36 protein-coding genes, 1 tRNA gene and 1 pseudogene are annotated in these 23,877 nt (G+C 61.5%); 19 read left to right on the top strand and 19 right to left on the bottom strand.

Translation table 11 applies throughout. The features are described from left to right. The first annotated feature begins 164 nt into the window (after positions 1–164). On the top strand, positions 165–776 hold the full coding sequence (locus tag NKH97_RS19680; protein WP_352798540.1) for a class I SAM-dependent methyltransferase: 612 nt from the start codon (positions 165–167) through the stop codon (positions 774–776). 285 nt (positions 777–1,061) lie between these two features. Here NKH97_RS19680 and NKH97_RS19675 read toward each other — a convergent pair whose 3' ends face one another. Both NKH97_RS19675 and NKH97_RS19670 read right to left on the bottom strand, forming a co-directional pair. After that, entirely contained in the window at positions 1,062–1,187 is a 126-nt protein-coding gene (locus NKH97_RS19675) for a hypothetical protein (protein WP_352793230.1), read from the bottom strand. After that, complete coding sequence (locus NKH97_RS19670) at positions 1,156–1,740, bottom strand: hypothetical protein (protein ID WP_352798538.1); 585 nt, start codon at positions 1,738–1,740, stop codon at positions 1,156–1,158. The genes NKH97_RS19675 and NKH97_RS19670 overlap by 32 nt, the downstream gene beginning before the upstream one ends. Positions 1,741–1,865: 125 nt before the next feature. On the opposite strand from NKH97_RS19670, the gene NKH97_RS19665 reads away from it, so the two are divergent. Together NKH97_RS19665 and NKH97_RS19660 are read left to right on the top strand one after the other, a co-directional pair. Next, entirely contained in the window at positions 1,866–2,237 is a 372-nt protein-coding gene (locus NKH97_RS19665; protein ID WP_352798537.1) for a nuclear transport factor 2 family protein, read from the top strand. Positions 2,238–2,487: 250 nt separating this feature from the next. Next, positions 2,488–3,324: a putative phage abortive infection protein gene (locus NKH97_RS19660; protein ID WP_352798535.1), complete on the top strand. Its 837-nt coding sequence runs from the start codon at positions 2,488–2,490 to the stop codon at positions 3,322–3,324. A 343-nt stretch (positions 3,325–3,667) separates the two neighbouring features. On the opposite strand, the gene NKH97_RS19655 is transcribed toward NKH97_RS19660, so the two are convergent. From NKH97_RS19655 to NKH97_RS19625, 7 genes and pseudogenes are all read right to left on the bottom strand, one after another. Then, on the bottom strand, positions 3,668–4,261 hold the full coding sequence (locus NKH97_RS19655) for a hypothetical protein (RefSeq protein WP_352798533.1): 594 nt from the start codon (positions 4,259–4,261) through the stop codon (positions 3,668–3,670). Continuing rightward, positions 4,258–5,121: a hypothetical protein gene (locus tag NKH97_RS19650; RefSeq protein ID WP_352798531.1), complete on the bottom strand. Its 864-nt coding sequence runs from the start codon at positions 5,119–5,121 to the stop codon at positions 4,258–4,260. Before NKH97_RS19650 ends, NKH97_RS19655 begins: the two co-directional genes overlap by 4 nt. A 409-nt stretch (positions 5,122–5,530) precedes the next feature. Continuing rightward, the gene (locus NKH97_RS19645) at positions 5,531–6,286 is read right to left on the bottom strand and encodes a phage terminase large subunit family protein (RefSeq protein ID WP_352798529.1); all 756 of its coding nucleotides are present in this window, start codon (positions 6,284–6,286) and stop codon (positions 5,531–5,533) included. Positions 6,287–6,702: 416 nt separating this feature from the next. After that, positions 6,703–7,362, bottom strand: a pseudogene (locus NKH97_RS19640) (terminase large subunit domain-containing protein); the annotation flags it as partial. After that, positions 7,283–7,708, bottom strand: a complete 426-nt coding sequence (locus NKH97_RS19635) for a hypothetical protein (RefSeq protein ID WP_352798527.1) — start codon at positions 7,706–7,708, stop codon at positions 7,283–7,285. The pseudogene NKH97_RS19640 and the gene NKH97_RS19635, both read right to left, overlap by 80 nt. Further along, positions 7,701–8,117, bottom strand: coding sequence for a hypothetical protein (locus NKH97_RS19630; protein ID WP_352798525.1), 417 nt, complete (start codon positions 8,115–8,117; stop codon positions 7,701–7,703). Before NKH97_RS19630 ends, NKH97_RS19635 begins: the two co-directional genes overlap by 8 nt. A 171-nt stretch (positions 8,118–8,288) precedes the next feature. Continuing rightward, the gene (locus NKH97_RS19625; protein WP_352798523.1) at positions 8,289–8,486 is read right to left on the bottom strand and encodes a hypothetical protein; all 198 of its coding nucleotides are present in this window, start codon (positions 8,484–8,486) and stop codon (positions 8,289–8,291) included. A gap of 347 nt (positions 8,487–8,833) precedes the next feature. On the opposite strand from NKH97_RS19625, the gene NKH97_RS19620 reads away from it, so the two are divergent. Then, positions 8,834–9,103, top strand: coding sequence for a hypothetical protein (locus NKH97_RS19620; protein ID WP_023813812.1), 270 nt, complete (start codon positions 8,834–8,836; stop codon positions 9,101–9,103). 73 nt (positions 9,104–9,176) lie between these two features. After that, positions 9,177–9,482, top strand: coding sequence for a hypothetical protein (locus NKH97_RS19615; RefSeq protein ID WP_023813813.1), 306 nt, complete (start codon positions 9,177–9,179; stop codon positions 9,480–9,482). A gap of 58 nt (positions 9,483–9,540) precedes the next feature. Here NKH97_RS19615 and NKH97_RS19610 read toward each other — a convergent pair whose 3' ends face one another. Further along, the gene (locus NKH97_RS19610) at positions 9,541–9,969 is read right to left on the bottom strand and encodes a DoxX family protein (RefSeq protein ID WP_352798520.1); all 429 of its coding nucleotides are present in this window, start codon (positions 9,967–9,969) and stop codon (positions 9,541–9,543) included. 566 nt (positions 9,970–10,535) lie between these two features. Here NKH97_RS19610 and NKH97_RS19605 point away from each other — a divergent pair. From NKH97_RS19605 to NKH97_RS19590, 4 genes are all read left to right on the top strand, one after another. Further along, positions 10,536–10,715: a DUF3606 domain-containing protein gene (locus NKH97_RS19605; protein ID WP_023813816.1), complete on the top strand. Its 180-nt coding sequence runs from the start codon at positions 10,536–10,538 to the stop codon at positions 10,713–10,715. A gap of 263 nt (positions 10,716–10,978) precedes the next feature. Continuing rightward, complete coding sequence (locus tag NKH97_RS19600) at positions 10,979–11,422, top strand: GFA family protein (RefSeq protein WP_352611206.1); 444 nt, start codon at positions 10,979–10,981, stop codon at positions 11,420–11,422. A gap of 94 nt (positions 11,423–11,516) precedes the next feature. Further along, positions 11,517–11,753, top strand: coding sequence for a DUF982 domain-containing protein (locus NKH97_RS19595; RefSeq protein WP_023813818.1), 237 nt, complete (start codon positions 11,517–11,519; stop codon positions 11,751–11,753). A gap of 14 nt (positions 11,754–11,767) precedes the next feature. Then, positions 11,768–12,013, top strand: coding sequence for a DUF982 domain-containing protein (locus NKH97_RS19590; protein WP_023813819.1), 246 nt, complete (start codon positions 11,768–11,770; stop codon positions 12,011–12,013). 89 nt (positions 12,014–12,102) lie between these two features. Here NKH97_RS19590 and NKH97_RS19585 read toward each other — a convergent pair whose 3' ends face one another. Together NKH97_RS19585 and NKH97_RS19580 are read right to left on the bottom strand one after the other, a co-directional pair. After that, a complete protein-coding gene (locus NKH97_RS19585; RefSeq protein WP_023813820.1) occupies positions 12,103–12,237 on the bottom strand; it encodes a hypothetical protein in 135 nt (44 codons plus the stop codon). A 91-nt stretch (positions 12,238–12,328) separates the two neighbouring features. After that, positions 12,329–12,637 carry a hypothetical protein gene (locus NKH97_RS19580; RefSeq protein WP_023813821.1) on the bottom strand — a complete coding sequence of 103 codons (309 nt, stop codon included), beginning with the start codon at positions 12,635–12,637 and terminating at the stop codon, positions 12,329–12,331. A gap of 146 nt (positions 12,638–12,783) precedes the next feature. Here NKH97_RS19580 and NKH97_RS19575 point away from each other — a divergent pair, with 146 nt between their 5' ends. Beyond that, positions 12,784–13,722, top strand: a complete 939-nt coding sequence (locus tag NKH97_RS19575) for an alpha/beta fold hydrolase (protein WP_352441242.1) — start codon at positions 12,784–12,786, stop codon at positions 13,720–13,722. Here the strand turns inward: NKH97_RS19575 and NKH97_RS19570 are convergent. Continuing rightward, complete coding sequence (locus tag NKH97_RS19570; protein WP_352441243.1) at positions 13,677–14,249, bottom strand: MgtC/SapB family protein; 573 nt, start codon at positions 14,247–14,249, stop codon at positions 13,677–13,679. The genes NKH97_RS19575 and NKH97_RS19570 overlap by 46 nt on opposite strands. A 140-nt stretch (positions 14,250–14,389) precedes the next feature. Beyond that, positions 14,390–15,457, bottom strand: a complete 1,068-nt coding sequence (locus tag NKH97_RS19565; RefSeq protein ID WP_023813824.1) for a PAS domain S-box protein — start codon at positions 15,455–15,457, stop codon at positions 14,390–14,392. 199 nt (positions 15,458–15,656) lie between these two features. Here NKH97_RS19565 and NKH97_RS19560 point away from each other — a divergent pair, with 199 nt between their 5' ends. The 3 genes from NKH97_RS19560 to NKH97_RS19550 all read left to right on the top strand — a co-directional run bounded on the left by NKH97_RS19560 (position 15,657) and on the right by NKH97_RS19550 (position 16,959). Then, positions 15,657–16,133 carry a pyridoxamine 5'-phosphate oxidase family protein gene (locus NKH97_RS19560; RefSeq protein WP_023813825.1) on the top strand — a complete coding sequence of 159 codons (477 nt, stop codon included), beginning with the start codon at positions 15,657–15,659 and terminating at the stop codon, positions 16,131–16,133. A gap of 375 nt (positions 16,134–16,508) precedes the next feature. Further along, complete coding sequence (locus tag NKH97_RS19555; RefSeq protein ID WP_023813826.1) at positions 16,509–16,802, top strand: hypothetical protein; 294 nt, start codon at positions 16,509–16,511, stop codon at positions 16,800–16,802. 83 nt (positions 16,803–16,885) lie between these two features. After that, positions 16,886–16,959 (top strand) — tRNA-Gln (locus tag NKH97_RS19550). A 56-nt stretch (positions 16,960–17,015) separates the two neighbouring features. On the opposite strand, the gene NKH97_RS19545 is transcribed toward NKH97_RS19550, so the two are convergent. After that, positions 17,016–17,309 carry a hypothetical protein gene (locus NKH97_RS19545; RefSeq protein ID WP_352798515.1) on the bottom strand — a complete coding sequence of 98 codons (294 nt, stop codon included), beginning with the start codon at positions 17,307–17,309 and terminating at the stop codon, positions 17,016–17,018. A gap of 353 nt (positions 17,310–17,662) precedes the next feature. On the opposite strand from NKH97_RS19545, the gene NKH97_RS19540 reads away from it, so the two are divergent. Continuing rightward, a complete protein-coding gene (locus tag NKH97_RS19540; RefSeq protein WP_013530768.1) occupies positions 17,663–17,869 on the top strand; it encodes a hypothetical protein in 207 nt (68 codons plus the stop codon). 92 nt (positions 17,870–17,961) lie between these two features. Here NKH97_RS19540 and NKH97_RS19535 read toward each other — a convergent pair whose 3' ends face one another. Further along, the gene (locus NKH97_RS19535; RefSeq protein ID WP_023813828.1) at positions 17,962–18,204 is read right to left on the bottom strand and encodes a hypothetical protein; all 243 of its coding nucleotides are present in this window, start codon (positions 18,202–18,204) and stop codon (positions 17,962–17,964) included. A 281-nt stretch (positions 18,205–18,485) separates the two neighbouring features. Here NKH97_RS19535 and NKH97_RS19530 point away from each other — a divergent pair, with 281 nt between their 5' ends. Then, positions 18,486–18,803 carry a hypothetical protein gene (locus tag NKH97_RS19530; protein ID WP_023813830.1) on the top strand — a complete coding sequence of 106 codons (318 nt, stop codon included), beginning with the start codon at positions 18,486–18,488 and terminating at the stop codon, positions 18,801–18,803. 103 nt (positions 18,804–18,906) lie between these two features. Here NKH97_RS19530 and NKH97_RS19525 read toward each other — a convergent pair whose 3' ends face one another. After that, on the bottom strand, positions 18,907–19,776 hold the full coding sequence (locus tag NKH97_RS19525; protein ID WP_352441247.1) for an NmrA/HSCARG family protein: 870 nt from the start codon (positions 19,774–19,776) through the stop codon (positions 18,907–18,909). A gap of 103 nt (positions 19,777–19,879) precedes the next feature. On the opposite strand from NKH97_RS19525, the gene NKH97_RS19520 reads away from it, so the two are divergent. The 4 genes from NKH97_RS19520 (at position 19,880) to NKH97_RS19505 (ending at position 22,511) form a co-directional block, all read left to right on the top strand. Further along, positions 19,880–20,770 (top strand): LysR family transcriptional regulator, encoded by an 891-nt coding sequence (locus NKH97_RS19520; RefSeq protein ID WP_352630387.1) that lies wholly within the window; start codon positions 19,880–19,882, stop codon positions 20,768–20,770. Between the two features lie 109 nt (positions 20,771–20,879). Beyond that, positions 20,880–21,059, top strand: a complete 180-nt coding sequence (locus NKH97_RS19515; RefSeq protein WP_196815358.1) for a hypothetical protein — start codon at positions 20,880–20,882, stop codon at positions 21,057–21,059. A 134-nt stretch (positions 21,060–21,193) separates the two neighbouring features. After that, the gene (locus NKH97_RS19510; protein WP_023813833.1) at positions 21,194–21,439 is read left to right on the top strand and encodes a DUF982 domain-containing protein; all 246 of its coding nucleotides are present in this window, start codon (positions 21,194–21,196) and stop codon (positions 21,437–21,439) included. A 70-nt stretch (positions 21,440–21,509) separates the two neighbouring features. Continuing rightward, a complete protein-coding gene (locus NKH97_RS19505; RefSeq protein ID WP_352798511.1) occupies positions 21,510–22,511 on the top strand; it encodes an aldo/keto reductase in 1,002 nt (333 codons plus the stop codon). Positions 22,512–22,568: 57 nt separating this feature from the next. Here the strand turns inward: NKH97_RS19505 and NKH97_RS19500 are convergent, their stop codons facing one another. After that, on the bottom strand, positions 22,569–23,057 hold the full coding sequence (locus NKH97_RS19500) for a GNAT family N-acetyltransferase (protein ID WP_352441250.1): 489 nt from the start codon (positions 23,055–23,057) through the stop codon (positions 22,569–22,571). A gap of 108 nt (positions 23,058–23,165) precedes the next feature. Next, on the bottom strand, positions 23,166–23,837 hold the full coding sequence (locus tag NKH97_RS19495) for a glutathione S-transferase family protein (protein ID WP_352441251.1): 672 nt from the start codon (positions 23,835–23,837) through the stop codon (positions 23,166–23,168). Positions 23,838–23,877: the final 40 nt, after the last annotated feature.

The following is a 23,877-nucleotide window of genomic DNA, read 5'->3' as shown; positions in this document are numbered from 1 at the left end:
TCGACCTCAACCTCTGCAGACGATAAGTGACAAAACTGTTCGCGATGTCCTCGCACACCTGTTCGCGATGTCTCCGGTCCAAACAGGGGGGAGATCGCCCTTGTCATCTTTTGCCCACTTGGCGGTGCTACGCACGTCTGCGGCGGGTTTTGGAGGAGGTCGATGTGACGACAAGCCTTGCCGCCCTGAAAAGCCAAAGCAAACGCGCCGTGAAACGGCTCATTGGTTACGATTCCCGCAACTGGCTGCGCATCCGCCAGATCGAGGCGTTCAGCCTCTTTCTCGAAGCCGGCAACCGCAAGGCTTCCGACGTGATCGAGATCTCGCCCGGCTGGAACCGCTACTGGCGGGCGATGTGCCCCAATTACAGGTCGGTCGATTTCCCCGCCTTTGACATCTGCAAGGATCGCACCGACGAGCAATATTCCATCGTCATCGCCGACCAGGTGCTGGAGCATGTGCGCCGGCCGCAGGCGGCGGTGGAAAACATCCACGCCATGACGAGGCCCGGAGGCTGGGCGATGGTGGCGACACCTTTCCTGTTTCGCGTCCACGCCAGGCCGCACGACTACAACAGATGGACCCCCGCCGGCCTCAAACAGCTGATGGTCGAGGGCGGCTTCGCGGAAGCCAACGTCAAGGTCCACGGCTGGGGCAACAAGGCCTGCGCCAGGGCCCATATCGGCGGCCCCGTCCGCGCCTACGGCCTGTGGCGGGATTTGAGCAATGACGAGGAATACCCGCTGATGGTCTGGGCTTTTGCGAAGAAGGTGTGAGGGGCTGAAGCTGCCAATCTCCCCCCTTGCGGGGGAGATGTCCGGCAGGACAGAGGGGGGTGCTGTCCCTCGGCCTATCGGCCAAACACAAAGCGCCTTCGGCTGGGCGTGAGATATGCGGAAGGGTAGCGATCCTTCACACCCCCCTCTGCCCTGCCGGGCATCTCCCCCGCAAGGGGGGGAGATCGGCTAATCACCCCCGCCTTTTCATCACCCTTGCATGCCGTCGCCACACCCACCAGTCCCACACGCGCTTCCTGAAACTGCGCTTCATCGCGGTCATGGTCATAGCCCCAGCAGCACGCGGCGCTGGCCGGTGAGGCTGCCTGGCGCGAGGTCGGTCTTGATGGTGCCGGCGGTGCCGTTCCGGTGTTCGAGTTCAGCCCGCAATGCCGCCTCGCGCGCCTGCACGTCCTTGTCCTGCGCCGTCGGCGTTGGCGGCAACGGCTTCAGTTCCGGTGGTTTTTGAAACAGACACATGGTTCCAGCCTTCTCCAAGATTAGAGGTTCTTGTCCAGTCGTAGAGGAAAAAGTCTTCGCCGTTGCGGCCGTAATCCGGCAACAGGCAGCGTTGCGTCGCGCCGAGCCGACCGAGCCAGCGCAGCGCCAGTTCATTGGCGGCCAGCGCCCGCGCCTCGACCCGCCAGGCGCCCCGCGCCGCGACCTGAGGCCCAAGCACGGCGTGAAAGAACCCGGTGATCCCAGGCACGCAGCGCTTCATGCGGCGCGTGCCCCAGCTCCAGGCGATCCACAGCCCGCCACGTTGCTCCGCCGCGCCAAAGCCGGCCTCCGGATTGCCGTCCAGCTCCGCGACATAGGCAAACCCCTGCAGCGCCGTCAGCGCCAGCAGTGCCGGCGACCAATGGTCGAGCTGACAGTCGATCTCGGCCCGGTCCTCAGGGCGCAAATTGGCTGCGATGTAGGACAGGTCGCGAAGGGTTGCGGGCATGATGCGAAGGGGCATGAGCAGGCCTGAGCAATAGAATGCAGTTCTCGCTTCCGGGCGACGTCTCGGCGGCTTGCGCACTTGACCGCCCCCGTCGCCAGTGACCTACTTCGGACATCGACGGCTATCCAGGAGACGGGCGAATGGACATTCGAGCGACACTGACGCAGCTATGCGAAGCCTTCAACGCGCACGATCTCGATCGCATCATGGCGTTCTTTGCCGACGACTGCGTCCTGGAGATGCCGAGGGGAGCCGAGCCCTGGGGAACCCGTTGCGAGGGCAAGCGCAACGTACGGGACGCGCTGGCGACACGCTTCGAAGGCCTGCCCGATGTCCACTACGGCAAGGCTGAGCACTTTGCGGACGAGGCCGCCGACACCGGCATGTCGAAATGGACGCTCACCGGCACCACCCGCGAGGGCGTGAAAAAGGAAGTGCGGGGTTGTGACTTCTACACGTTTCGCGACGGCAAGGTGACCCGCAAGGATTCCTACTGGAAGATCGTGGAGTAACCCACGGCGTCAATTCGAGACATCGCGGCTTCTCGACGCAAAGTGATACCTGCGAGTTGCGCCAGTACCATCAAGGCCGGCGACCCCTGAACTGACAATCGATCTCTGCCCTGTAGCGATGTAGGAAAGATCGCGGAGCGTTGCACCGGCGATGCGAACACTTATTGCAGTGCGACACGCTCCGCACCAGCTACAGCATCGCTGAATTGCATGATAAAGGGAGTCCCGATTACTGGGGGAGATCAGTCTAGTGGAAGACCGTTTCGTATTCCGAGTCGCGATTGGCGCCTCGATTGTTTGGCTCGTTTGGTTCTTTCATCCATCTTTGGCTGAACGCATGATGGTCCACTGGAATGGCGAAAAAGTCGGCCAGTGGGGTGATTCTTTCGGCGCGCTCAATGCGCTGATGTCAACACTGGCTTTCGCGGCTGTTCTTTATACGCTGCGCTTGCAGCAGCGCCAAATCGACGACGCCCAGCGCGACCAGCACATTCAGCGCTTCGAGAGTTCATATTTCGAACTCCTTCGCCTTTTCCGAGAAGCCCGAGCCGCGATCAAGTTTGAATACGGCCTCGAGTACAGAAAATCGAAAGGATATGCGAGCAATCCCAGCACAAACATCATCCGGGTCGGGCGAGCCATGGCCTTAAATCCACAAACAGCTCAGCGCCAAGGTGATGAGGCATTCAGAGCCGCGATGATCGAATTTCGCTACTGGATGCAGAGCGGTGGAGTAGTGGGAAAATCGAACATAAATTTGCTGGCCGAGATCTATACCAAGCGCATCCATGACAGGTACGAGGGCCAGTTCGGGCCGTATTTTCGATTAATGTACACGATACTCCAGCGGATTTCCGAAGATGACAAGCTATCGCCTAACGAGAAGGCCCGCTATGGAAACCTATTGCGCAGCCAGATTTCGAGTTACGAAGCGGCTATTGCAGGGTTCAACGGCCTCTCACCGGTTTCAAAGGATTTCTCAAGGCTCATCACTGAGTTTCGGCTCCTTAAATACCTGCCTAGCGGGACCACCCGTAGGGTATTAGAGAGGCACTACCCTCCTGAAGCGTTTAACGCGAGGGATTAGAGTTCACCTAGCCAATCACGTTATACTTGCCTTGATGCTTATCGTCACCGGCAATCCCGCAGCGGGTCAGCGTGGAAGGCCCTCCGCTGCTGGATCTCGATAGGCTCGATCTCCTCGGCATCGGGAAAATTGCGCTTCTGGCGATCACCGACCACTTAACCGTACCGCACCTCGATCTTGATGTGTTCGCCAGTCCGCCGATCGAGAATTACGGTGACAGTGCGCTATTTTCTATGTCTCAGTCTGGAGGTTCGCTCCAGTCATATGGGCGCGACTGATAAAAGTGCGCTGTCACCGCAATTCCACCAGAAGCGCTCCTGGCAACACGGCCAAACCTAGCTGGTCATTTTTGGCGCACGTTAGGTGCTCGAGTTACGGGCTTTGCTTTAGGCTTAAGAAGGGTTCCCGCAGACCGAATTTTCGAAACTGAAGTTCCGGCAGAGCCTTTAGAAGCGGGTGAGATCGATGGCTCATCTGCCGCATCGTCATAATCTATTATTATTGGTCCAACCTTAAACGACAACTCCAGAAGTCCAACGAGAACCAGAACATTCCATAGCAGTATTAATATCGCCGCAGAATTGAAGAGTGCCTGCGAGCATAGGCCATCAGCAAAAATTGGCTTCAAAAGCATCAAAGCAGCAGCAGCCACGAACAAATATACGAGGGCAAACGCGCCGCGTTTGACCTCTCGTCGCGTCCTGAGAAATGCGTCGGGCTGATACATCGCTTCAAGACGTCGAAGCTCCAAATGAATGTTGGAAGCTGACGCGGCCGTTATCGCAAATATTACCCCGAGAATATTTAGAAGATCCGCATCGACAAATCCCTTCAGAAACGTATTTCTGTCAGAAATCAAAATGGGATCGCACAAGGATATAATCACCCCGGCAAGCGCCGCTATTCCTAAGAGAAAATATCCAAGCGTATTGCTCATACTTCTTTCTCAACTACCGCTTCGTTCTCGTCTTTGTTGAACGCCTCTATAGCGGCTTCTGTTTTCTGATTTATATCTCGATTTTCACTGTCTACGTCCGCCTCTATGTATTTCTTGTCTCTCGTTGAATCGTACGGAGTTGCGCCTTTGGCTTTCGCCTTTACTTTCCCTCCACCACGCGTGGCGTAGCTAACTGCATCCCGCATCCGCTCGGTTTCCGGCTCTAATCCATCTTCATTTTCAATCGTCTCTTTTATCTTACGGGCCTTTTCTTTATCTCTAAGCTGCTTGGCATCTTCCTCAAATGAGGACGACCCACCAAACATATTGGGCATGACGACCTCCAGGGCAATGGACGTGATCTTTCCCTTATGACGGTCGACGTATTCCCAGAAAGTGGTTTGATCTGTGATGCTATGCAATTCAATCACGAATGGCTCGGGAGGTGAGTGCCCATTGATCGTGGTAATCAAGCTTTCAAAATTTCCGAAGCCCGAACCAACGATCGAACTCGTCTCGATTGCCACTTTCTGCCCGTCGTCATGGCTAGTCGGGTCGATAATAACCAAGCAGGCGCGCCACTGCTCTCGGGTAATTTCTTTTAGATGGTCGTTCGGATCGTTTTCATGGCTGAGGGTCTTCCGGCCGATACGAGCAACTATGCGCTGTTCGCCCTTTGGGCGGCTCTGGTCAGGTACAAAGCGGCGTTCACTCTTTCGATGAATGAAATCAATCTCTTGCGAAAATACTTCTCGCAACCATTGTTCCCGATTTAACTTGCTTCCGTCTGCCGCCCGTCGCTCAAAGGCGTCGGATTGTTTTCTTTCAAGTAAAAATAATCTCGCCAATTCAAAACGCATGCGCCCCTCCCAAGACCACTTCATAAAGCACGATTCTGGGAAAGTCGCGAATCGGGTTATTCTAACGCGGCCAATTGGCGTGCGGAGGCGAAATGCCGAGCTACCTAATTACCTATGACTTACGACAGGTCCGGAACTATCAGCCACTTTACGATCAACTCGGCAATTGGAATGCCGTACGGCTCCTTGAATCTGTCTGGCTAGCTGATCTCGCTGGGCCAGCAATTACAATCAGAGACCTGCTCTCAGCCCTTTTGGACGCCGATGACGGGCTTGCAATCATTCAGCTCGCAACTCCCTTTCAATGGGGAACGAGGCAAGTTCCCGATGCTCCGAACGCCTGGCTTCGAGCAAGAAGTCCCTGACTGCAGTTACCAGAAACCAAGGATATCGACCTCGAACTCACCTCTCACCTGAAAGCCCCCAGCGGATCGCTCTGCCCCACCGGCCGCCTCGCCGCCTTGAACTCCGCCGGATCGACCACCGCCTCGCGCAGCATCATCACGCCATAGCGCGTCGCCGCCATCAGATCATCCCGCAGCTTGACCACCTGACCGTCCTTGCGATGAAAAAGCCGGAACTCCTCGAACCAGTCGGCGAGCGTGGCAAACACCTTGAAGCGGCCGGATTGCATGCGGTCGAGCATCTCCATCAGCCCGGCTTCGACCGAGACCGAACCGTCGGGGAATTGCGCGTGGCGGCTCAGCATGTTCAGCCCGTGCGCGGCGTACTGCCGGGCGAGTGCCACCCCCGCGCCTTCCAGCGTTTCGCGCCGACCGTCGCGCGGCCAGGCAAAGGGCAGCCATTCACCCCATGGTTTCAAGGTCAGCGTCTGCATCGCCGGCGTTTGCTGCGAGGCCCGCGCTGCCTTGCTGACATAGACGACGTCGGCCTCCGTATCCCAGGCCAGCTCGACCGCGGCCGAAGGATGGTCCCAGCCGAAATCGAGCGCGCCTAGCCTGGGCCAGTAGCGCGGCAGCCGGAACGGCTCGCAGGCGATCAGCGCCTCGGCCACCGGAAAGATACGACCGGAACCCAGCACCGGAATGCCCCGAGCCCGGGCCTCGCGCTCATGCGCCGGATAGGCCGCGACGATCGCCGCGCGCTCCTGCGGCGTGTAGTGCGCGGCATCGTCGATGGTCATGAAGGTGACGTGTCGAGACATATCAGTCTGCCTAAATTATTTGCTGGAACGAGTAACCGCCATTGATAATACTGTTTGTAAATGCAAGCTGCTGGCCAATTGGGGGGAGATACATGATCCGCATAGCAATCGTTGTGGCCATTGCCGCGAGTGCGTCAGCATGCCAATCGAACGTTCCGTATGATACGAGTAAGAAAACCTGCAAGATGTACGCCAATTCTTCAGGGTTCCAACGCGAAGTTTGTATGCCGGACACACCAAACAAAGTATGCAATGTCTGGTACAACCAGATTACGGGTGATGAAAGAATATGGTGCCAACCGCTAACCCGGAAAGCAACCGATCCCAAGGCCCGCGCCAGACAGCTTGCGGGCAGCAAATACCCTTGAACGTCTTCATCCGCTGCCTTTGGCCATGCCCTCCACTTGCGCCGCCGAAAGAAACAACAGCACCACATCCGACATCCCAAGCAGCGGCGTGAACGTCACGATGGTGATGCCGCCCGTCGCATTGGTGCGGGTCAGGCCTTCGGAATAGATGTCGAGCGGCGGTTCCTCGTCGAACCAGACGCCGTGCAGGGTCTCGCCCTGCCATTTCTCGCGGCCCTTCTCGAAACTCTTGAACGACAGCACCGATTCATCGGCCTGCACGTCGCCGCCGCCGCCCCAGCGCACCACGACGCTGTCGAGCGCGCCCGGTGCGCCGCGGCCCATGAAGGTCTGCACAATGGCGTCGGCCGGGATCATGCCGGTGCCCCAGGCCGCCTGCTGCTGCGGCGGACCGACCAGCACGCGCTGCGGATTGTCACGAGTGCCTTCGCCGGTGACGCCGGCCGCCCACAGCCTGACGGCACTGTCAAAAACCTTGCCTTGCCACCACTGGGGATAACGGCCGGTCAGGTGCATGGCCCATTCGGCGCCCCCTGCCCTGGTCTTGCCGAGCTGGTTGCCGGCCATGAACAGGCGCTCGCGGTTCTGGGCGCCCGCTGCGTGAAACTCGGCCTGGCGTTGATACGGTCTATAGGCCGCCAGTTGATTGGTCCGGCGCCGTCTGTCCAGTTCGGCCATCAGCGCCAGATATTCCGTCTTCACGGACATCGCCGGGCTCTTCGAGGAACGGCTTGACGACGGCCTCGAGGGCGCGGATGCGGCTGCGGATTTCGTCATCGCTCAGGCCGTCCAGTTGGTTGATCGTGGCATCGAAATCCTTGGGCAGCACCGACAGCACGATCTTGAGATACTGATCCGGCTTGTCGGCCCGCACCTCGGCGATGACGCCGGCGCCATGTGTGCGGAAATCGGCACGCACGGCGGCCAGGAAATCGTCGCCCAGTGTTTTCTTGGCGCGCCTGCGGCGCGGCTTCTGCGTCGCGGCCGGGCTGGCGGCGGGCCTGCGTCTCGCCGGCTTGCGGCGCGTCGGCCTAGCGGCTGTCTTTTCAGTCATGGACGTCACCACCCACGGCGTTGGCAGCGGGAATGCCGGCCTTCGGCATCGATCCGGCCCGGCTGGCCGGTTTCTTTGAACGAGCGGATTTCTTCCTGGTGCGCTTCTTGGCTCCCTGGATGCGCTTTGGCTTTGCCGCGTCGGCAGGCTTCGCCGCCGCGAAAGGCCTTGCCACACCGGTCCGCGCCCTGAGACGCGCCGTGACCAGACCGACAAGGTGCCCGGCGATACCGGCCTGCGGGAACCCGAACCCGCCGGCCTCGTCCCGCACCATGCCGATCTTTACGCCGCGCGCGACCTGCTCGACACGCCCCAGGCGTGGCTGCGGCGCAATGCCTTCGAATTCGCCGATCGCGCTGATGATTTCCTGGCCGTCAGCATCGGTGATGATGGTGGCGTAGCGGGTCATGGGTGTCTCTCGGATTGCGAAATGAGTCATCGGGCGAAGGATGGCATTCCTTGGCGCCCCCTCTGTCCTGCCGACATGTCTAGCCCAGCAACAAAAAACCCGCCTCAGGGGCGGGTCGTTGGCGCAACTCAGCACCATGGACAAAAATGTAGCATAGCTGCACTCACCCCGTCAACCGTTTTCTGAGAAAAAATTCCTAATTCGGTCAAACCCGCCGGCCGCATCCCGCACCATGCCGATCTTTACGCTGGGCGCGACCTGCTCGACACGCCCCAGGCGTGGCTGCGGCGCAGCACCTTCGAATTCGCCGATGGCGCTGACGATTTCCTGGCCGTCAGCATCGGTGATGATGGTGGCGTAGCGGGTCATGAGTGTCTCTCGGATTGCGAAATGAGTCATCGGGCGAAGGATGGCATTCCTTGGGGCCCCCCTCTGTCCTGCCGACATGTCTAGCCCAGAAACAAAAAACCCGCCTCGGCGGCGGGTCGTCGGCGCAACTCAGCACCATGGACAAAAATGTAGCATAGCTGCACTCACCCCGTCAACCGTTTTCTGAGAAAAAATTCCTAGATCGATCGCAATTCCGGCCTGACCGACGCTGGCAAAGCGCGTAAAACCCTGCTTTTGCCGGCGGCTGGTCACAAGCCGGCAGGTGTGAAATCATTCGTCGAAGCTCATGGAATGATTCCCGTCGCACGGCCTTGTGGGAGAGGACGATGGACAGACCAGCCATGGCATCCGTGTTCAGGATGCGGCATGCACCAGCCATGGTTTCCGGCGTGCGCAGCACCGGCCAGGGTCAGGCGGATCCGGTCATCCGCGTGCGTTCGCTGGGCGAAGCCATCCGTTTCGTCGCCAACGCCTACCCCCAATACGACATCGGCGCCGTCGCCATCAGCTGTGGGGATGTTTCGATCGGCAGCCTCGGCAGCCTGGAGGTCAAGGCGCTGTGGCGCGAATATGGCGAACGGCTGACGCAGGAATAGGCGTTCGCCCGCAGCCTTTCTGGAGCGGAAATGCCGCTCGCGCGTTTCAACCCCAGTCACGGGAGCAATCGCCATGAATGTCGCCAACCTGCAACTCGAAGGCCTGTTGATGGCCGTCGCCTCGATCAACCGCCTCCTGGTTCAAAAGGGGGTGCTGACGGCGGAGGAAATCGACCTGGCCTTGCGCAAGACCGAGGCAGGCGAAACCAACCAGGAGCGGTCCGAAGGCATGTCCGCGTCCAGCCGCGACGCCGTCAACTTTCCGATCCGGCTGCTGGAACTCGCCAACCAGTGCCAGCCGGAGGCGGAGATGCCGTCTTTTTCGAAGCTGGCCCGCATGGTCGGCAAGATAAAGGAACCCTACAACGACCAGCTGTGAGGGGGTGCCAAGGCAGGCCCCGGCGCGCGTCCTTCGCGCGGTGCCGGTCGGTCTCGCCTCAAGCCCTGCCCGGCCATCCCAAATTGAGCGAAAGCACCTTGCCCGGTCCATGCACGGCCGCAAACAGCAGTCCGGCCAGGAACGAAAAATGGTCGACGAAGAAGCCGAACTCGGCCTGGTTGCCGGCCCAGTGGCTGGGTCCGTGGAAGGCCAGGGCGAGGAACAGCACATAGGCGGCGGCGACAAGGGCCGCCTGCGAGAAGAAGGCGCCGGTCAGGAAGCACAGCACCAGCGCGACTTCCAGGATCGCCGCGCACCAGGCCAGGAACAGCGGAAACGGAAAGCCGGCGGCGGCGATATAGCCGGCGGTGGCGTCCAGGCCCATGAACTTGAAGGTCACGGCCATCAGGAAGACGCCGGCGAAGATCAGCCGGGCGACGACAAGGGCCGCGGTCTGCCACGGCGATTGAATGATTTGCGACGACATGCTCGTTCTCCAGCTTTGCAGGTTGCTCGCTCCTAGGACGCGCGACGGGCGCCAGGTCCGACACCTCAGGCCCATTTTTCTCGAGAGGCCCGAACGGCTTCCGGCGCCGCCCGCGATTGAAACTTGTTGGTAATCACGGAAGTGCTATCGTTAGTCGGGGCTAATGCACCGGCGTGCCGGCGCAGCGATTTTGGGTGGGCTGAAATTTGCGTACAAGCGTCAGGTTTGGGGCGATATCTCATAGCGTGCGGTCGGCGACGCTGGAATGCAGCGGCTGCGGCGGCGCTGGCCAGGTCTTCCAGTGTCCGCGCTGGACGAGTTCCAACGGCCATTGCTGCCCTGCCGGTACGCACCGGCGCGGCTGCCCCGGCCTCAGCGCGGCATGCTCCGAATGTGACGGCGACCACACTGCCGACGCCGACCCCATGCGGCCATCGGCCTGATACATGCCTATCGCAGCCCAGGCCGTGTCGTCTGGTGGAACCGGCGGCGCCAATCTGTGTTATGTCGTGTTGATCGCGGGCGCCGAAGGCTGCGCGTCCCGACAACAGAAAGCGAGGCCTGAGATGGCTGACGACAAGTCGAAGACGAAGCAGGACCGCAAGCAGGTCTCGAGCGAAGAGCCCTACGAGGTTGCCGCCTTTGCCCGCAAATACGGCATTCCGCCAAGCGAGGCACAGACCATCATCAAGCGCTACGGACCCTCGCGCAAGAAGCTCGACGCCCATATGGCGGCCCGCGGCTAGCGCATGTCGCCCAAAAGTGGATCTCGGTTTTGGGAGAACGACATGCATGAAGCGGGTCGTCTGAACTCGTTCGGGCGCGGCGCGCTTTAGGCCCGAAACCATTTCGCCTGGACGGCGTTGAAGATGCTGCGGGCCGTGTCAACCGGGCCTGGTGGTACGGTGAACAGGATGTCTTTTTCCCGGTTTCTCATCCTGGCCAACGAAACGGCAGACGAGCATCTGTCCCACCCGGCCCGCAGCGCCACGCATTGAGGGAGGTTGTCATGTCCGACACCATACGCAGGACCGGCAGCTGCCTATGCGGCGGCGTGCAGTTCGAGGTTCACGGCCCGCCGTTGCGCGTCGGCCTGTGCCACTGCAAGGATTGCCGGAAGGCCGGCGGTTCGGTCTATTCGGCCTTTGCCATCTGGCCGCGCGAGGCCTTCGAGACCACCGGCCTCGTCAGCTCCTATGGCACGCGCAGCTTTTGCCCGACCTGCGGCGGCCGCGTCGCCTGGGTCGACGACAACGAGGCCGAGGTGGCGATCGGCAGCCTCGACATCGCGCCGACCGATCTCGTGCCCGAATATGAACTGTGGACCTCCAGGCGCGAGACCTGGCTGCACCCTCTGCCCGGGACCGAACAGTTCGAGCATGACCGCCCAGCGGCGCACAACGCCGAAGCGCCGACGCCGAGATCGCTGTCCGACATCGACGCTGAGATTTGATCTCCGGGAAAGGGAACCCTGCCCTGCCGCCGACGTTACCGGATGCCTCTCACGCATGCCGTCCAGCGACTTGCGGCAATCATGGAGACGACCATTGAACGACAAGATGTTTCCCCGCCCCATCAGGTTGAAATTCGCGCCGGAGCGCGAGCGCATCATCCGCAGCGCCTGGGAAGGCCTGGAATGCCTCGGCGACTGGCCGGCTGGCCAGGGACGGCGCTACCGGGCGGCGTTGCGCAGTTGTCGCGATGCGCTGGATGGCTGGACGCCGGCGGAAAAAGCGATGCGGGCGATGATCGACGCCGCGCGCGAAGCAAAACTCCTCCAGTAGTTGGAACAGGGGCCATGCCTGATCTCATTTTGCCCACACCGATGCGGATCAAGCCGCATGGGTCGGATACGATCCGCGACGTCGCCACGCTCAAGGATGCCAGCGAAATCCTGATCGACTGGCCGCAGGCCAAGCGCGGCCCGTTCTACCAGGCGGCGCGCGAGAAGGTCGAAGCCGCCCTGGAAACCAAGATAGGTGCTGCCGAGGCACAGGAAGCGTTCGCAGCGCTCTGCAGCCACTCCGGCGTTTTGGTGCGATAGCGGTTTCAATAGAAGCAGGGGGGCATTATTGCCTCGCCTGCTTCGTGCAAATCGGTCCTGATCACTCCGTATCCGAATGATCGATCCGATTATTCCGCCGGAAGCTCGCCCTGTACGATCGGGTGAGAGGTTTCGAAGCCAAAACTCTTTGGCGCCAGCAGAATCAAGGCAATCACGATCGCTATCGAGGCAAGCAACGTGGCAGTGGCTGCAATATCTCTCACGATAATCTCTCCAAATTCCAAGTCGTGAGAAAAACGCTCCCAACATAACGAGGTTCCATTAGCTTGCGCGATAATACCAACGAGCCGGCGTTTATTGTTTCGGCGGCTGGGGCGGCACTTCACCAGGCTTGATTACCGGCGTCTTGCCTTCGTCGGGAGCGGGCGCCGCCATGCCCTGGTCGCCCGTCGGGGGTGGTTTCAGCACGCCGCCGCAGTCGTTGAGCTTGGCGGTCAAATTGCCGTCATCGGCCTGCTGTTCAGGCTGCTGTTTTGCCCCTTGCTCGGTCTGAGCCCTGCATTTGTCGGCCTGCAGCGCCTGGCTGTCGTTCTGCTGCTGGGCCGCGGCCGGCACTGCCAGCGCCAGCATGAGGCCTAGTGGCATGATAGCGAGAGTTCTCATCACTGCCTCCTTCTTTTCTTTCACGGCCGCCCGCGGCGACCTTCCCTTCACAGGGACAACGCCTGTCGAAGAAAAAGGTTGGCCGCCTCGCCGGCGGCATTGCAACCAAACCCGTTTGCCGGCCGTTGCGCGTGCCGGAGGCGGTCATGTTCGAAGGTTTTCAAAGCACGGAAATCGACATTGGCGATGCCGGCATATACTGCCTGCGTGCCGGCGGCGGCCCACCGCTGCTGTTGCTGCACGGCTTTCCGCAAACGCATCTGATGTGGCGCGACATCGCCCCCGCTCTGGCCAGCCGGTTCAGCGTCGTCTGCGCCGACCTGCGCGGCTATGGCCGCAGTTCCTGTCCGACGTCCACTCCGGACCACGCACCCTATGCCAAGCGTGCCATGGCCGCCGATATGAGGAGGCTGATGGAGAAGCTGGGTTTCAGCAGCTTCATGGTCGCCGGTCATGATCGCGGCGGGCGTGTCGCCTACCGCATGGCGCTCGATCATCGGGACAGCATCGACAGGCTCGCCGTTCTCGACATCGTGCCGACCGCCGATGCCTGGGACCGGGCCGACGCCAGGCTGGCGCTGGGCTATTGGCCATGGTCGCTGCTGGCGCAGCCTGAGCCGTTGCCGGAAAAGATCCTGTCCGGCGCCGCCGAGGCGATCGTCGACAATGCGCTCAACGGCTGGGGCTCGCCGCCATCGGCGTTTCCAGCCGAAGTGCGTCAGGCCTATATCGAGGCCTTGCGCGCGCCTGCCCACGCCCACGCCATCTGCGAGGAATATCGGGCGGCAGCCACGCTCGACCGCGAGCACGACCATGCCGACAAGGCAGCCGGCCGGCGCATCCGCTGCCCGCTGCTGGCGCTATGGAGCGGTCAGGGCGCCTTGGCGGATTGGTATGCCGGCGAAGGCGGGCCGCTGGCGCTGTGGCGCGGCTGGGCCGACGATGTGCGTGGCCAGGCGATGCCGGCCGGGCACTTCTTTCCCGAAGAGAATCCGGCGCGCACGGCCGATCTGCTGGCCGGCTTCTTCGGTGAAACCAGTCACGGCATTTCCCGGCGATCGGAATTACCTTCGCCCTTCCTTTGATCGGGCCGAAGCCCCTCCTTCTCCGCCTTTGCCTGACTGCCTTCATCACCGGCGGCAAGGCCGGGTCCGCGTTCGAACCGGCGCAGAAAGCCGGCAACGACCAGCACGATCAGCGTGCCGAACCCGGCCACTTGCCAAAGACCCAGTCCGCAGGCGACGCCGATCGCGCCCGCCAGCCACATGCCGGCGCCGGTCGTCAGCCCATGCACCTCGCCGCGCGAAAACATGATCGAGCCGGCGGCGAGGAAAGCGACGCCGGCGGTCACCGCCTCGACCACCCGGATCGGATCGACCTTGACCGATTCCCCCGCGAACATCGGCGCGTGCACGATCTCGACCGTCAGGATGCCGAAGGTGGCGGCGGCGACGCAGACGAGAATATGCGTGCGAAGTCCGGCCGGGCGATTGCGCCATTCGCGTTCGAAACCGATGACCGCGCCATAGAGCGTCGCCAGCAACAGCCGCGCCGCGATGACCGGAAACGAGGTGTAGGTGGAATGGCCGAATTCCTCGACGAGTTGTTCCATGATGTCCCCTCCGAAAGCGTGACGCCACAACGCGGCCGCCGGGTCACGGTTCCTGAATCCACCGCCAGGTGCGGCAAGGATGCGGCCGCTTTTGAAAACGCATCTGCCAAAGGGAGGTTGATGGAACCAGACCTCAAGGCTCAGGAAGTCTCGGTTTCGGGCAGGTCGGCGCCGAGCTCCGGAACGATGATCGAGTCCAGGGGCGCCGTCAGGGACCATTTGAGATGGCCCGGGCTGCGATCCAGCACCGCCAAGCCGTTCAGCGATTGCGGCGCGACCCGTTGCAGGACGACGGTGCCGAAACCCTTGCGCGTGCTTTCGTCTTGCCGCCCCCCGGGCCGCTCTCCTTCACGCACCGGCATCGTCTCGTCCCAAACCAGATGGATTTCCCGCTTGTCCGAAACGCCTTCAACGATCCGCCAGGTGATCTCGAGCCGCCCGGCCTCGCTCGCCAGCGCGCCATATTTTGAAGAGTTGGTGCCGAGCTCATGAAATGCCATGCCGAGATTTTGCACGGCATTCGGCTGCAAGGTCAAAAGCGGTCCGGACAGCGATACCCGCGCCTCGTGGCCGAACGGCTTGAGCTGCTCCTGGGCGAGGTCGAAGAGGCTGGCGCCGGCCCATTCCGAGTTCACCAGCAGATCGTGCGACCGCGACAGCGCCATGATGCGGGAGCGGATCAACTCCTCGAACTCGCGCGGATCGGTCGAGCGTTTGCTGGTCTCCCGGATCATCGAGAGGATCACCGCGAACTGGTTCTTGACGCGATGGTTCACCTCGCGGAGCAAAAGCCTGATCCGGCGCTCGCTCTCCTTGCTGGCGGTGATGTCGCGGGCGATCTTCGAGGCGCCGATGATCTCGCCGGACGCGTTCCTGATCGGCGAAATGGTCAGCGACACGGCGATGAGGCCGCCGTCCTTGCGTCGGCGGATCGTCTCATAGCTTGCCAGCAGTTCGCCTTTGCGGACCCGGCTGATGATGTCGGTCTCTTCATCCTTGAGATGATCGGGGATGAGCATGAGCACGGACCGGCCGACGGCCTCTTCGACGGTGTAGCCGAACATGCGTTGCGCCGCCGCGTTCCAACTGGTGATGATGCTGTTCAAATCCTTGCTGACGATGGCGTCGAAGGACGAATCGACAATCGCCGCCAGCCGCGCATCGGCGGTAATGGCGATCAAGGCATCAAAGCCCGCCAAATCTGTCACTGTCGACCCCTTCTCCCTCATGCGCGGATTGCGCGCATGGCCACCAATGCGCCGCGGTGGGTTTTGGTTGCAATCGCCTCCCAACATTCCTCCCAGGAACAGTCCAGGCAGTTCATGACTGGACCTTGCACTGGAACCTTGCGCGCTTGCGCGAGTTGCACCCGACACCCCCATGGATGGCTCAATAAGGAGGCACACGATGAGCGACGGCGATCTCGACCGGGTCTGGAAGCTGATGGACAGGATCGGTTTCTGTATGCTGGCCACCCGCGAAGGCGATGACATCCGCTCGCGACCCATGGCGGCGCATGTGGTGCGCGACGAAAACGCAATCTACTTCCTCACCGATGTCGACAGCCATAAGGACGACGAGATCGAAGCCGAGCCCAATGTCGGTCTCGCCTTCGCCGATTCAGGCGGCCAGAAATATGTTTCCGTCAGCGGTCTGGCGGCGGTTTCGAACGACCGCGCCAAGATCAGGGAGTTGTGGTCGACCCCGGCCAAGGCCTGGTGGGACAGTGCCGATGACCCTTCGATCCGCGTGCTTAAAGTGACGCCGAAAGATGCCCAGTATTGGGACAGTCCCGGCACCGTGGTCAGCTATGTGAAGATGCTGGCGGCAACGGTCAGCGACAGCCGCCCGGAAATCGGTAACACCGGCAAGGTCAGGATGTAGCCGGACGGCGTCGAGGACCTCAGGCAGATGTGCGAATGCCGGTGGGGCGCAGCGAATATCGCCGGTGCGGCACACCGGTGCCGATCAGTCCGGCTTGGGAGGGTCAGGGGCATTCGGTGCTGGATCGGCGTCGGCATCCCTTTGCGGACAGTCCTCGTAGCTGTGGTCGCGGCCGCCGCAAAAAGAACAGCACATGGCCTCGCGATCCCCGTTTCCGGGACGCCATTGCGGGGTTTCGTAGGGCTTCCTGCCATTCATCCCCAGCAATGCACGACGGACCATTTGGTTGCGCCGCCACCGACGGCCGGCCGGCGGTTGCGGAACCACCCGCCGGGATGCGAGTTTCGGCCAATACATCCATTCGAGGGAACAGCCATGCCGATGCGCCGAATTGCCTTGATGACGGCAGCGATCTTGCTGGCCGCGACCGGCCTCGCCGAAGCCAGGCCCGATACCCGCACGATGAGTTGCGACCAACTCCGGCAACTGCTCCAAAGCCATCATGCCGTGGTGCTGACCACCGGCCCCAACACCTATGACCGCTATGTCAGGCAGTTCGGCAACGAATGCGACTGGCCGGAGGTGCCGATGTCGGCCTATGTCCCGACCCGTGACGGCAACTGCCCCGTCTACCGCTGCGAGGAACCTGTCACCAACTTTCCGGACTGAGACCGCGCCTCCAGTCGGCTTTGCCGCCGCATTGCGTTGATCCCGGCGCGGGAACCGGCTAGGGGTGGGGGCAACTTGCATTTTCCCGCTTCGTCTAATGGTAGGACAGCGCCCTTTGAAGGCGTGAATCGTGGTTCGAGCCCATGAGCGGGAACCAGCAAGCAACCAATCGTTCGGCTGGTTCGAAGCTGCGCGCAGACTGGCCAGCCGGCTTCAGCGTATTAGCGCGCGCTTGTATTTCACTCGAAGCAGGATCATCATCCTGGCCGACAGTGGATCGAAGGGGTGCAGCGACATGGAACTGAGTTGCTTTGACGGGGGCGTCCTTGCATCGGCGATGTCCCTGAACATCACGGCGGTTTTCATGATATTGGCCGCATTTGCCGCATTTCGGCTGGTTGCAATATCGCGCGAAGGTTCTGCCGACCAACTCCAGACGGCGTAGCCCGCAGAGAACCTCCTGTGCAGGAGAAGGCATATGGCCGCCAGAAAGGTGATAGCCGTCAAGGACTGGTCTTGCGGCATGAGCGACGAGCTTGGCCGCGTCGTCCTGACCATCAACCCGACCGAGGGTGAGCCCATCCTGGTTGATGACAATTTTCCAGGCGGCAAGGATGGCCGGGGAATTGCGGGCGCCGAAACTCGTCCCCATACCTCGGTGAGGCAGCGCCCCCGGGCAAAGCGATCAAGCTCGCCGAGGCAGCCCCAACGCCCTCCCCGGCGAGCCCTGTTGCTCCGTTACGATGAACAATGGAGCAATTACTGCGTTACGGATCCGGGCGCCATTAAGTTGCATCCGGCCTCCTGAAACCATTTCGCGGACCCCGCGTTGACCACCGGGCCGACACAGGAGACATCTCATGACCGTCAACTGCCGCATATCGATCGACAACCGGCCGGAGGCCACGGACGCCGTTTTCCAGGCGGTTCCCCGGATTGGCGAAAGCGTTGCGCTGTCGATCGACGGAACCACGCAGGATCTGCGGGTATCGCGCGTCGTGCACGTCACCAATGGCAGCCTGGAAGGTGCCGCGATCGTCGTCGAAGTGACGACAAACATCCTCTGAATCGAGAGTTATCGTCCGCTACGCCGGCCGGCACCGCGCGGCGACCGCCGACCGTTGCGGGGACCAGGGCGGCCCACGCGCGGTGAACCGCTCTACTCCTTGCCGCCGTCGGAAATGCCGTTGCCGTCGGCGGTTGGCAGGATGCCGAAGTCTTGCGACTTCGCCCCTTGCTCCGCCGTCAGGAAGCCATCCGCGGCAAGACCGCGCCGCAGCAATTCCCTGACGGCGGCCGAACGGCTCGGCATGCGCTTGTCGAAGCGCCAGTTTTCCAGCGCCGCCAGTTCGTCTGACGTCAGCATGATCTGCAACCGTTCCGGGCGTTCCAGTTCAGTCATCGCGCTTCCCTCGCTCTGGACCACGTTTACGTCGAATGAGCATTCAACTCATTTACCTCATAATTAGGAAACCGCTCCTAGCGCGTCAAGACCTCGCGATGTGTGAACTGCTTCTCGTGCTCATGATGAGCCTGACGGGTATTCGGCGTAAGGCGCACACTTGCATAACTATGCTAACTGGTTGATTTATTTGGGTATTATTTAATTCGTGACTTGCCAAGGCGAAGTCTTTGCCGCATTGTGCGATCTGAACAGAAAACCGTTCCCTTCGGGAGGTTTCGATGCGGTATAATTACTCGGCGCGACTGCGCGATGACGTCCGTTCAGCGGTCCAGATCGCCTTCAGGAAGACCGGCATCGTCAGCATCACGGCGGTGGCGGAGCATGTAAGGGTCAGGAATCTGGCCGAAAACGTCGCCCTCGAGGACGTCGAATACCTTGTCTTCCAGGCAGCCCAGTTGATTGGCGCCGCAATTGAATTCGACGGGCTCACCAATTTCGACGGCGTAGCTGGTCTGTTCGTGGATGGGCTCGGTGGCGACGGTGGCGAGCACGTGATCGCCCAACTCGACAGGCCTGGTCCGGCAACCCTGCAGTAGGGCAGTTCCGGCTGAACGCGCATTTGTCCCGTGCCAGTCAGGGGGCCTCCTCAAAAGGCCGCCCTGCTGTTTCTGTACCCTGATGATGATGAGAGCTGTTCCGTCAGGCGGAGCCGGCGATTTGTGAGGCGAAGTCCCGATAGGGACGCAGCGGGCGGCCCAGAAGCGCGGTCAGCCGCTCGACGTCCCCGGCCTCGGGCAGCATGCCGTCGGTCAGGAACCGCTCGCCCATCAAGCGCATGTCGTACGCCATCCAGGCAGGCAGGAACTGCTTGAGATTCTGCTCGAAACCTTCGGTATTGTCGCCGCCGTAGCTGATCGGGCGTGCGAGCACGTCTGACCAGATGGCCGCGATATCCGTCCCGGTCAGTGTCTGCGGACCGACGAGATTGATCCGCTCCAGCGCAAGCGGCCCTGCGGATCGTTCCCGACGCAGCAGCTCGAGAGCGGCGATTTCGGCGATATCACGCACGTCGACCATGGCGAGCCCCTTGGTGCCGATCGGCATTGTGTAGGTGCCGTAGCCGGTGATGACGTCTTCGATCATCAGGTCGTTCTGGATGAAGTAGGCCGGGCGCAGGATCGTAGCCTGGAAGCCCATCTGCTCGATCATTCGCTCGACGCCGAATTTGCCGGCGAAATGCGGCACGTTCACATAGACGTCCGCATGGATCACCGAGAGATAGACGATCCGCTCGATGCCCGCCGATCGGGCGACGTTCAGCGCGACCAAAGCCTGGGTGAATTCGTCCGGCACCACGGCGTTCAAGAGGAACAGGGTGGAAACGCCGGACATGGCTTTGCGCAGCGAATCGACATCGAGAAAGTCGCCTTGCGCGACCGATACGCCCGCCGGGAAGCTGGCTTTCGACGGATCGCGGACGAGAGCACGGACATCGGCGCCGCGCTTGACGAGGTGCTCGACGACTTGGCGGCCAACATTGCCTGTGGCGCCGGTAACAAGGATGGTCATGAAATTTCTCCTGTTGGATTGCTTGACAGGCCCAATATGTGTGGCTCACAAACAGTCAAACAGGCCGAAATTTTAGACGTACCGTCTCACTGGTGGAACACTCATGGATCTTCTGGCCCTGACCGATTTCAACCTCGTTGCCCGCCATGGGGGTTTCGGCAAAGCGGCAAGGGCCACCGGCCGGCCCAAGGCAACGCTGTCCCGGCGCGTTGGAGACTTGGAGAGCAGCCTTGACGTGCGCCTGTTTGAACGGGGTGCGCGCAACCTGAAGCTCACCGAGGAAGGGCGAGCACTCTTCGAGCGGACGGGGACCTTGCTCGCCGAGCTGGACGAGACGGCCGCCGAGATCGCCTCGGGCGGCCAAAGACCCAAGGGCAGGCTGCGGATCAGCGCACCTCTGCATTTTTCTCAGACCGCGATGGGAAGGATCGCCGCGGGATTTACCCTCAAGCATCCCGAGGTGAGGCTTGAGGTCACGACGGAGGACAGGGCTGTCGACATGATCGAGGAAGGTTACGACCTGGTGATCCGGGTCAACCCGAAACCCGACGAAAGCCTGGTCGGACGGGCGTTTCTCCGCGACCGCCTGGTCGTTGTGGCGAGCCCGGACCTTCCTCGTACGACCGGTGGGCAGGCCGCTCCTGGCGTTGCACGCGGCACAGGCGAACGCCAGACATGGCACGTAAAGGACCATGGTGGCCGCTCGACGATTGCGGTCGAGCCTGTCCTTGCTCTGTCGACGCTGATCATGGTGCGGGATGCGGTGCGGGCCGGCGTCGGTGTTGGACGTCTCCCAATTTCCCTGGTGAGCCACGATTTGGCTGACGGCACCCTGGTGAATTGGGGGGACATCGATGGCCCGGAGATCGCTCTTTGGACGCTCTACCCCTCCCGGCGGCTGCTCAGCGCGCGCGTGTCGGCGTTCCTGGATTTTCTGAAACAGGCCTTCCCGAATGGGACGCCGGACGAACTGGCCGCCTATATCGGCAGGTGATGCCCGGCGCTTTCGCCGGCAAAAACCTTTATTTTTCGCGGAATGATTTCCGGCGGAACAAGTTGGGGCGACGAAAATTACCTTGTCACCCTTACAAGAGGAGGACGTCGTGAAAGGCTTGCGCAGTCTCCTTGCCGAACTGTCAGCCAGCTGGCTCAAGCGCCGCAAGGCGCAGGCGCCCACTGTCGTGAACACAGTCAAACCCCGCCCCGCCCATCAGGCGCCGCGGCAACGTGCCGCCCACAAACCCAAAACACCGTCCACCCGCGACGTCTCCTCGAACATGTGAGCCGCGCGGACAAGATGGGGTCGCCCAATGCCATTGGGAGGTATCGGCAACTCTCACACAGGATTGATTGGCATCGACGAAACCTTTGAGCGGCCATAGGCGTTTATCGCTTCAGCCCTATCGAGGTGGTTCCAATGCAAACGGCATGGTTCTCGAAGCCTGTGGCGGTTTCGGTCGGCGTCACCGGTTCCATCCACCATCTGTCCAACACACAGCAGGCCATTGATTTGCTCACCACACATTGGCGTGACGCAGGCAGCCCGAAGCATCAGTCCGCGCTGCGCGCCTGCCGGCGGGCGACGAGCGGCGATGTCGCCCCCGACGTCGCCAGGGCGGCGCTCGTCGAGGCCGCGCGTGAAGCCCACATCCTGATCGAATAGAGTGTCGATTGATCGGCCAATGTCGATGCGGCTGCTATAGTCGCGGCATTCCCTCCTTGGAGACCCCACCATGACCCTGAACACACGCAAGCTCGGCAGCCAGGGGCTGCAGGTCTCGGCCATCGGCCTCGGCTGCATGGGCATGAGCCAGTCCTACGGCCCGGCCGACGAGGCCGAATCCATCGCCACGCTGCACCGTGCCATCGAACTCGGCTGCACCTTCCTCGACACCGCCGAGGTCTATGGCCCTTACGACAACGAAGCCCTGCTTGGCCGGGCGCTGAAGGGCAAGCGCGACCAGGTGACGATCGCCACCAAATTCGGCTTTCGCATCGAAAACGGCAAGCAGGTCGGAACCGACAGCCGGCCCGAACACATTCGAGAGGTCGTGGAAGCCTCGCTCGGCCGCCTCGGAACCGACCATATCGACCTGCTCTACCAGCACCGCGTCGACCCCGCGGTGCCCATGGAGGATGTCGCGGGCGCCGTCGGCGAACTCGTCGCGCAAGGCAAGGTGCGCTTCTTCGGCCTGTCGGAGGCGGGTGCGGCCAACATCCGCCGGGCGCATGCCGTGCATCCGGTGTCGGCCGTGCAGAGCGAGTATTCGCTGTGGGAGCGCAATCTGGAGCCGGAGATCATCCCGCTGCTTGGCGAACTCGGCATCGGCCTGGTGCCGTTCTCGCCGCTCGGCCGCGGTTTTCTCACCGGCCAGGTCAAGCGCGCGGAAGACTATCCCGACGGCGATTATCGCCGCAACGACCCGCGCTACCAGGGCGAAAACTACGACGCCAATGTCGAGGCGGCCGCCAAGGTGAGCGACATCGCCGCTGCCCGCGGCGTCAAGCCCGGCCAGGTCGCGCTGGCCTGGCTGCTGGCGAAGGGCGACGGCTTTGGCATCGACATCGTGCCGATCCCCGGCACTAAGCGCACAAAATACCTGGAAGAGAACGTCGCCGCCGCCGCCATCAAACTCGATGCCGCCGAGATGGCCGCGCTCGACGCAGCGCTTGCGCCGGGAAAAGTCTCCGGCCCGCGCTACACCGAGCGGGGCATGGCGATGGTCGATCGGTAGGGGTGCCTGCTCCAGCGTCCGCGACGGTCTCGCCAAGGTCGTTCCGAATAGACAAGGCTACCGAAAGCCCAGATGCTTCCGATAGCAGTGGGTTTCCACGGTGAACCTGCCGGCGACATCGTCCGGCAGCCAAAGTGCGTCTTCGAAGGTGCGGCTCAAGCGCCACCCTTCGCGGGCATAAAATCTCTGCGCGCGGAGATTTCCCGCCGTGCAGAAAAGCTCGGCCTCCGCCACGCCTTGTTCGGACAAGAGATGCTCGGCGCGTAACAGCAGATCGCGGGCGGTCCCGCTTCCCCGTGCTTGCGGGCTTACATAGAGTTTCACCAGCTCCGCTCCGTTGATGGAGACGAAGCCAAGCAATTCATCGGCTGCCGCCACATGGAATGCATCGGCGGATTGCTCCAGCCACAGCGAAAAATGCGCGGGCGTTCGGTACGCCAGGATTTCGGCCGGAATCAGATGCGCATGGGCATCATGCCAGCCCTGGTGCCATAGTTGCACGATCGCCGGCTGGTCGGCTTCTTGGGCTGGGCGAATTTCAAGCATTCCTCACCGCCTGCAAAAGTCTGGGATCTGCCGCGCCAGGGTCATTTGCCGCTTCCGGCATTTCCAAGAATTACAATCCGCTGCATCATCCCTGGCTTTGCGAACATCTCAGAGCGTTCGCGCGCCATGCCTGTCCAGCGTGCTCGGGGCGTTGACCGCAAATTGCGCAGCGAAAGCCCTGATGTAAGCGGGCCGAGCTTCACCGCGCGCCACATAGGCAGCAAGGTTTTGATATTCGTCCAAAATGCCCGACATTCTTAGTCGCAGCAGCACCGATACCATCAACAGATCGCCCGCGCTGAATGCATCGTCGAGCCACTCGGCGGCGCTCAGGCGAGCCGAGAGCCTGTTGAGACAGGCGCGAACACGATCCTTCACCAATGGCAAACGCTCCTCGCTCCAGGGCTTGTCAGCTTCGAATATCTTTGCCGTCGTTAATTCGAGGATCGGCGGCTCGACTGTGTTAAGTGCGGCAAACATCCAGGTGATCGCACGCGCGCGGGCATCGCGATCGCCGGGCAGCAGGCCCGCGTGCTGCTCGGCAAGATGAAGGATGATCGAGCCGGTCTCGAACAGTGAGAGAGAACCCTCCTCATAGGTGGGGATCTGGCCAAAGGGCTGGAGTGCCAGATGGCCAGGCGCCTTCATCTCCGCGAAGGAAACAAACCGAACCTCATAAGGCTGCCCTGCTTCTTCGAGCGCCCAGCGAACGCGCGTATCGCGCGCCAGTCCCTTGCCGCGATCGGGCGATCGCTTAAATGCCGTGATGGTGATTGTCATCGCATCGTTCCTGATTGGGTGAATTCTTCGGCTCCCTATC

It is taken from the genome of Mesorhizobium sp. M0870 (assembly GCF_040319775.1).
Taxonomy (GTDB): Bacteria; Pseudomonadota; Alphaproteobacteria; order Rhizobiales; family Rhizobiaceae; genus Mesorhizobium.
This window is presented reverse-complemented; position numbering and strand designations above follow the sequence as displayed.

Coding starts and splice junctions, on each gene's coding strand:
- NKH97_RS19670 (WP_352798538.1), bottom strand. CDS start 1,740: ATGCCCCTTCGCATCATGCCCGCAACCCTTCGCGACCTGTCCTACATC.
- NKH97_RS19665 (WP_352798537.1), top strand. CDS start 1,866: ATGGACATTCGAGCGACACTGACGCAGCTATGCGAAGCCTTCAACGCG.
- NKH97_RS19655 (WP_352798533.1), bottom strand. CDS start 4,261: ATGAGCAATACGCTTGGATATTTTCTCTTAGGAATAGCGGCGCTTGCC.
- NKH97_RS19650 (WP_352798531.1), bottom strand. CDS start 5,121: ATGCGTTTTGAATTGGCGAGATTATTTTTACTTGAAAGAAAACAATCC.
- NKH97_RS19645 (WP_352798529.1), bottom strand. CDS start 6,286: ATGTCTCGACACGTCACCTTCATGACCATCGACGATGCCGCGCACTAC.
- NKH97_RS19635 (WP_352798527.1), bottom strand. CDS start 7,708: ATGACTGAAAAGACAGCCGCTAGGCCGACGCGCCGCAAGCCGGCGAGA.
- NKH97_RS19630 (WP_352798525.1), bottom strand. CDS start 8,117: ATGACCCGCTACGCCACCATCATCACCGATGCTGACGGCCAGGAAATC.
- NKH97_RS19625 (WP_352798523.1), bottom strand. CDS start 8,486: ATGACCCGCTACGCCACCATCATCACCGATGCTGACGGCCAGGAAATC.
- NKH97_RS19620 (WP_023813812.1), top strand. CDS start 8,834: ATGGACAGACCAGCCATGGCATCCGTGTTCAGGATGCGGCATGCACCA.
- NKH97_RS19615 (WP_023813813.1), top strand. CDS start 9,177: ATGAATGTCGCCAACCTGCAACTCGAAGGCCTGTTGATGGCCGTCGCC.
- NKH97_RS19610 (WP_352798520.1), bottom strand. CDS start 9,969: ATGTCGTCGCAAATCATTCAATCGCCGTGGCAGACCGCGGCCCTTGTC.
- NKH97_RS19605 (WP_023813816.1), top strand. CDS start 10,536: ATGGCTGACGACAAGTCGAAGACGAAGCAGGACCGCAAGCAGGTCTCG.
- NKH97_RS19600 (WP_352611206.1), top strand. CDS start 10,979: ATGTCCGACACCATACGCAGGACCGGCAGCTGCCTATGCGGCGGCGTG.
- NKH97_RS19590 (WP_023813819.1), top strand. CDS start 11,768: ATGCCTGATCTCATTTTGCCCACACCGATGCGGATCAAGCCGCATGGG.
- NKH97_RS19580 (WP_023813821.1), bottom strand. CDS start 12,637: ATGAGAACTCTCGCTATCATGCCACTAGGCCTCATGCTGGCGCTGGCA.
- NKH97_RS19575 (WP_352441242.1), top strand. CDS start 12,784: ATGTTCGAAGGTTTTCAAAGCACGGAAATCGACATTGGCGATGCCGGC.
- NKH97_RS19570 (WP_352441243.1), bottom strand. CDS start 14,249: ATGGAACAACTCGTCGAGGAATTCGGCCATTCCACCTACACCTCGTTT.
- NKH97_RS19560 (WP_023813825.1), top strand. CDS start 15,657: ATGAGCGACGGCGATCTCGACCGGGTCTGGAAGCTGATGGACAGGATC.
- NKH97_RS19555 (WP_023813826.1), top strand. CDS start 16,509: ATGCCGATGCGCCGAATTGCCTTGATGACGGCAGCGATCTTGCTGGCC.
- NKH97_RS19540 (WP_013530768.1), top strand. CDS start 17,663: ATGACCGTCAACTGCCGCATATCGATCGACAACCGGCCGGAGGCCACG.
- NKH97_RS19535 (WP_023813828.1), bottom strand. CDS start 18,204: ATGACTGAACTGGAACGCCCGGAACGGTTGCAGATCATGCTGACGTCA.
- NKH97_RS19530 (WP_023813830.1), top strand. CDS start 18,486: ATGCGGTATAATTACTCGGCGCGACTGCGCGATGACGTCCGTTCAGCG.
- NKH97_RS19525 (WP_352441247.1), bottom strand. CDS start 19,776: ATGACCATCCTTGTTACCGGCGCCACAGGCAATGTTGGCCGCCAAGTC.
- NKH97_RS19520 (WP_352630387.1), top strand. CDS start 19,880: ATGGATCTTCTGGCCCTGACCGATTTCAACCTCGTTGCCCGCCATGGG.
- NKH97_RS19510 (WP_023813833.1), top strand. CDS start 21,194: ATGCAAACGGCATGGTTCTCGAAGCCTGTGGCGGTTTCGGTCGGCGTC.
- NKH97_RS19505 (WP_352798511.1), top strand. CDS start 21,510: ATGACCCTGAACACACGCAAGCTCGGCAGCCAGGGGCTGCAGGTCTCG.
- NKH97_RS19500 (WP_352441250.1), bottom strand. CDS start 23,057: ATGCTTGAAATTCGCCCAGCCCAAGAAGCCGACCAGCCGGCGATCGTG.
- NKH97_RS19495 (WP_352441251.1), bottom strand. CDS start 23,837: ATGACAATCACCATCACGGCATTTAAGCGATCGCCCGATCGCGGCAAG.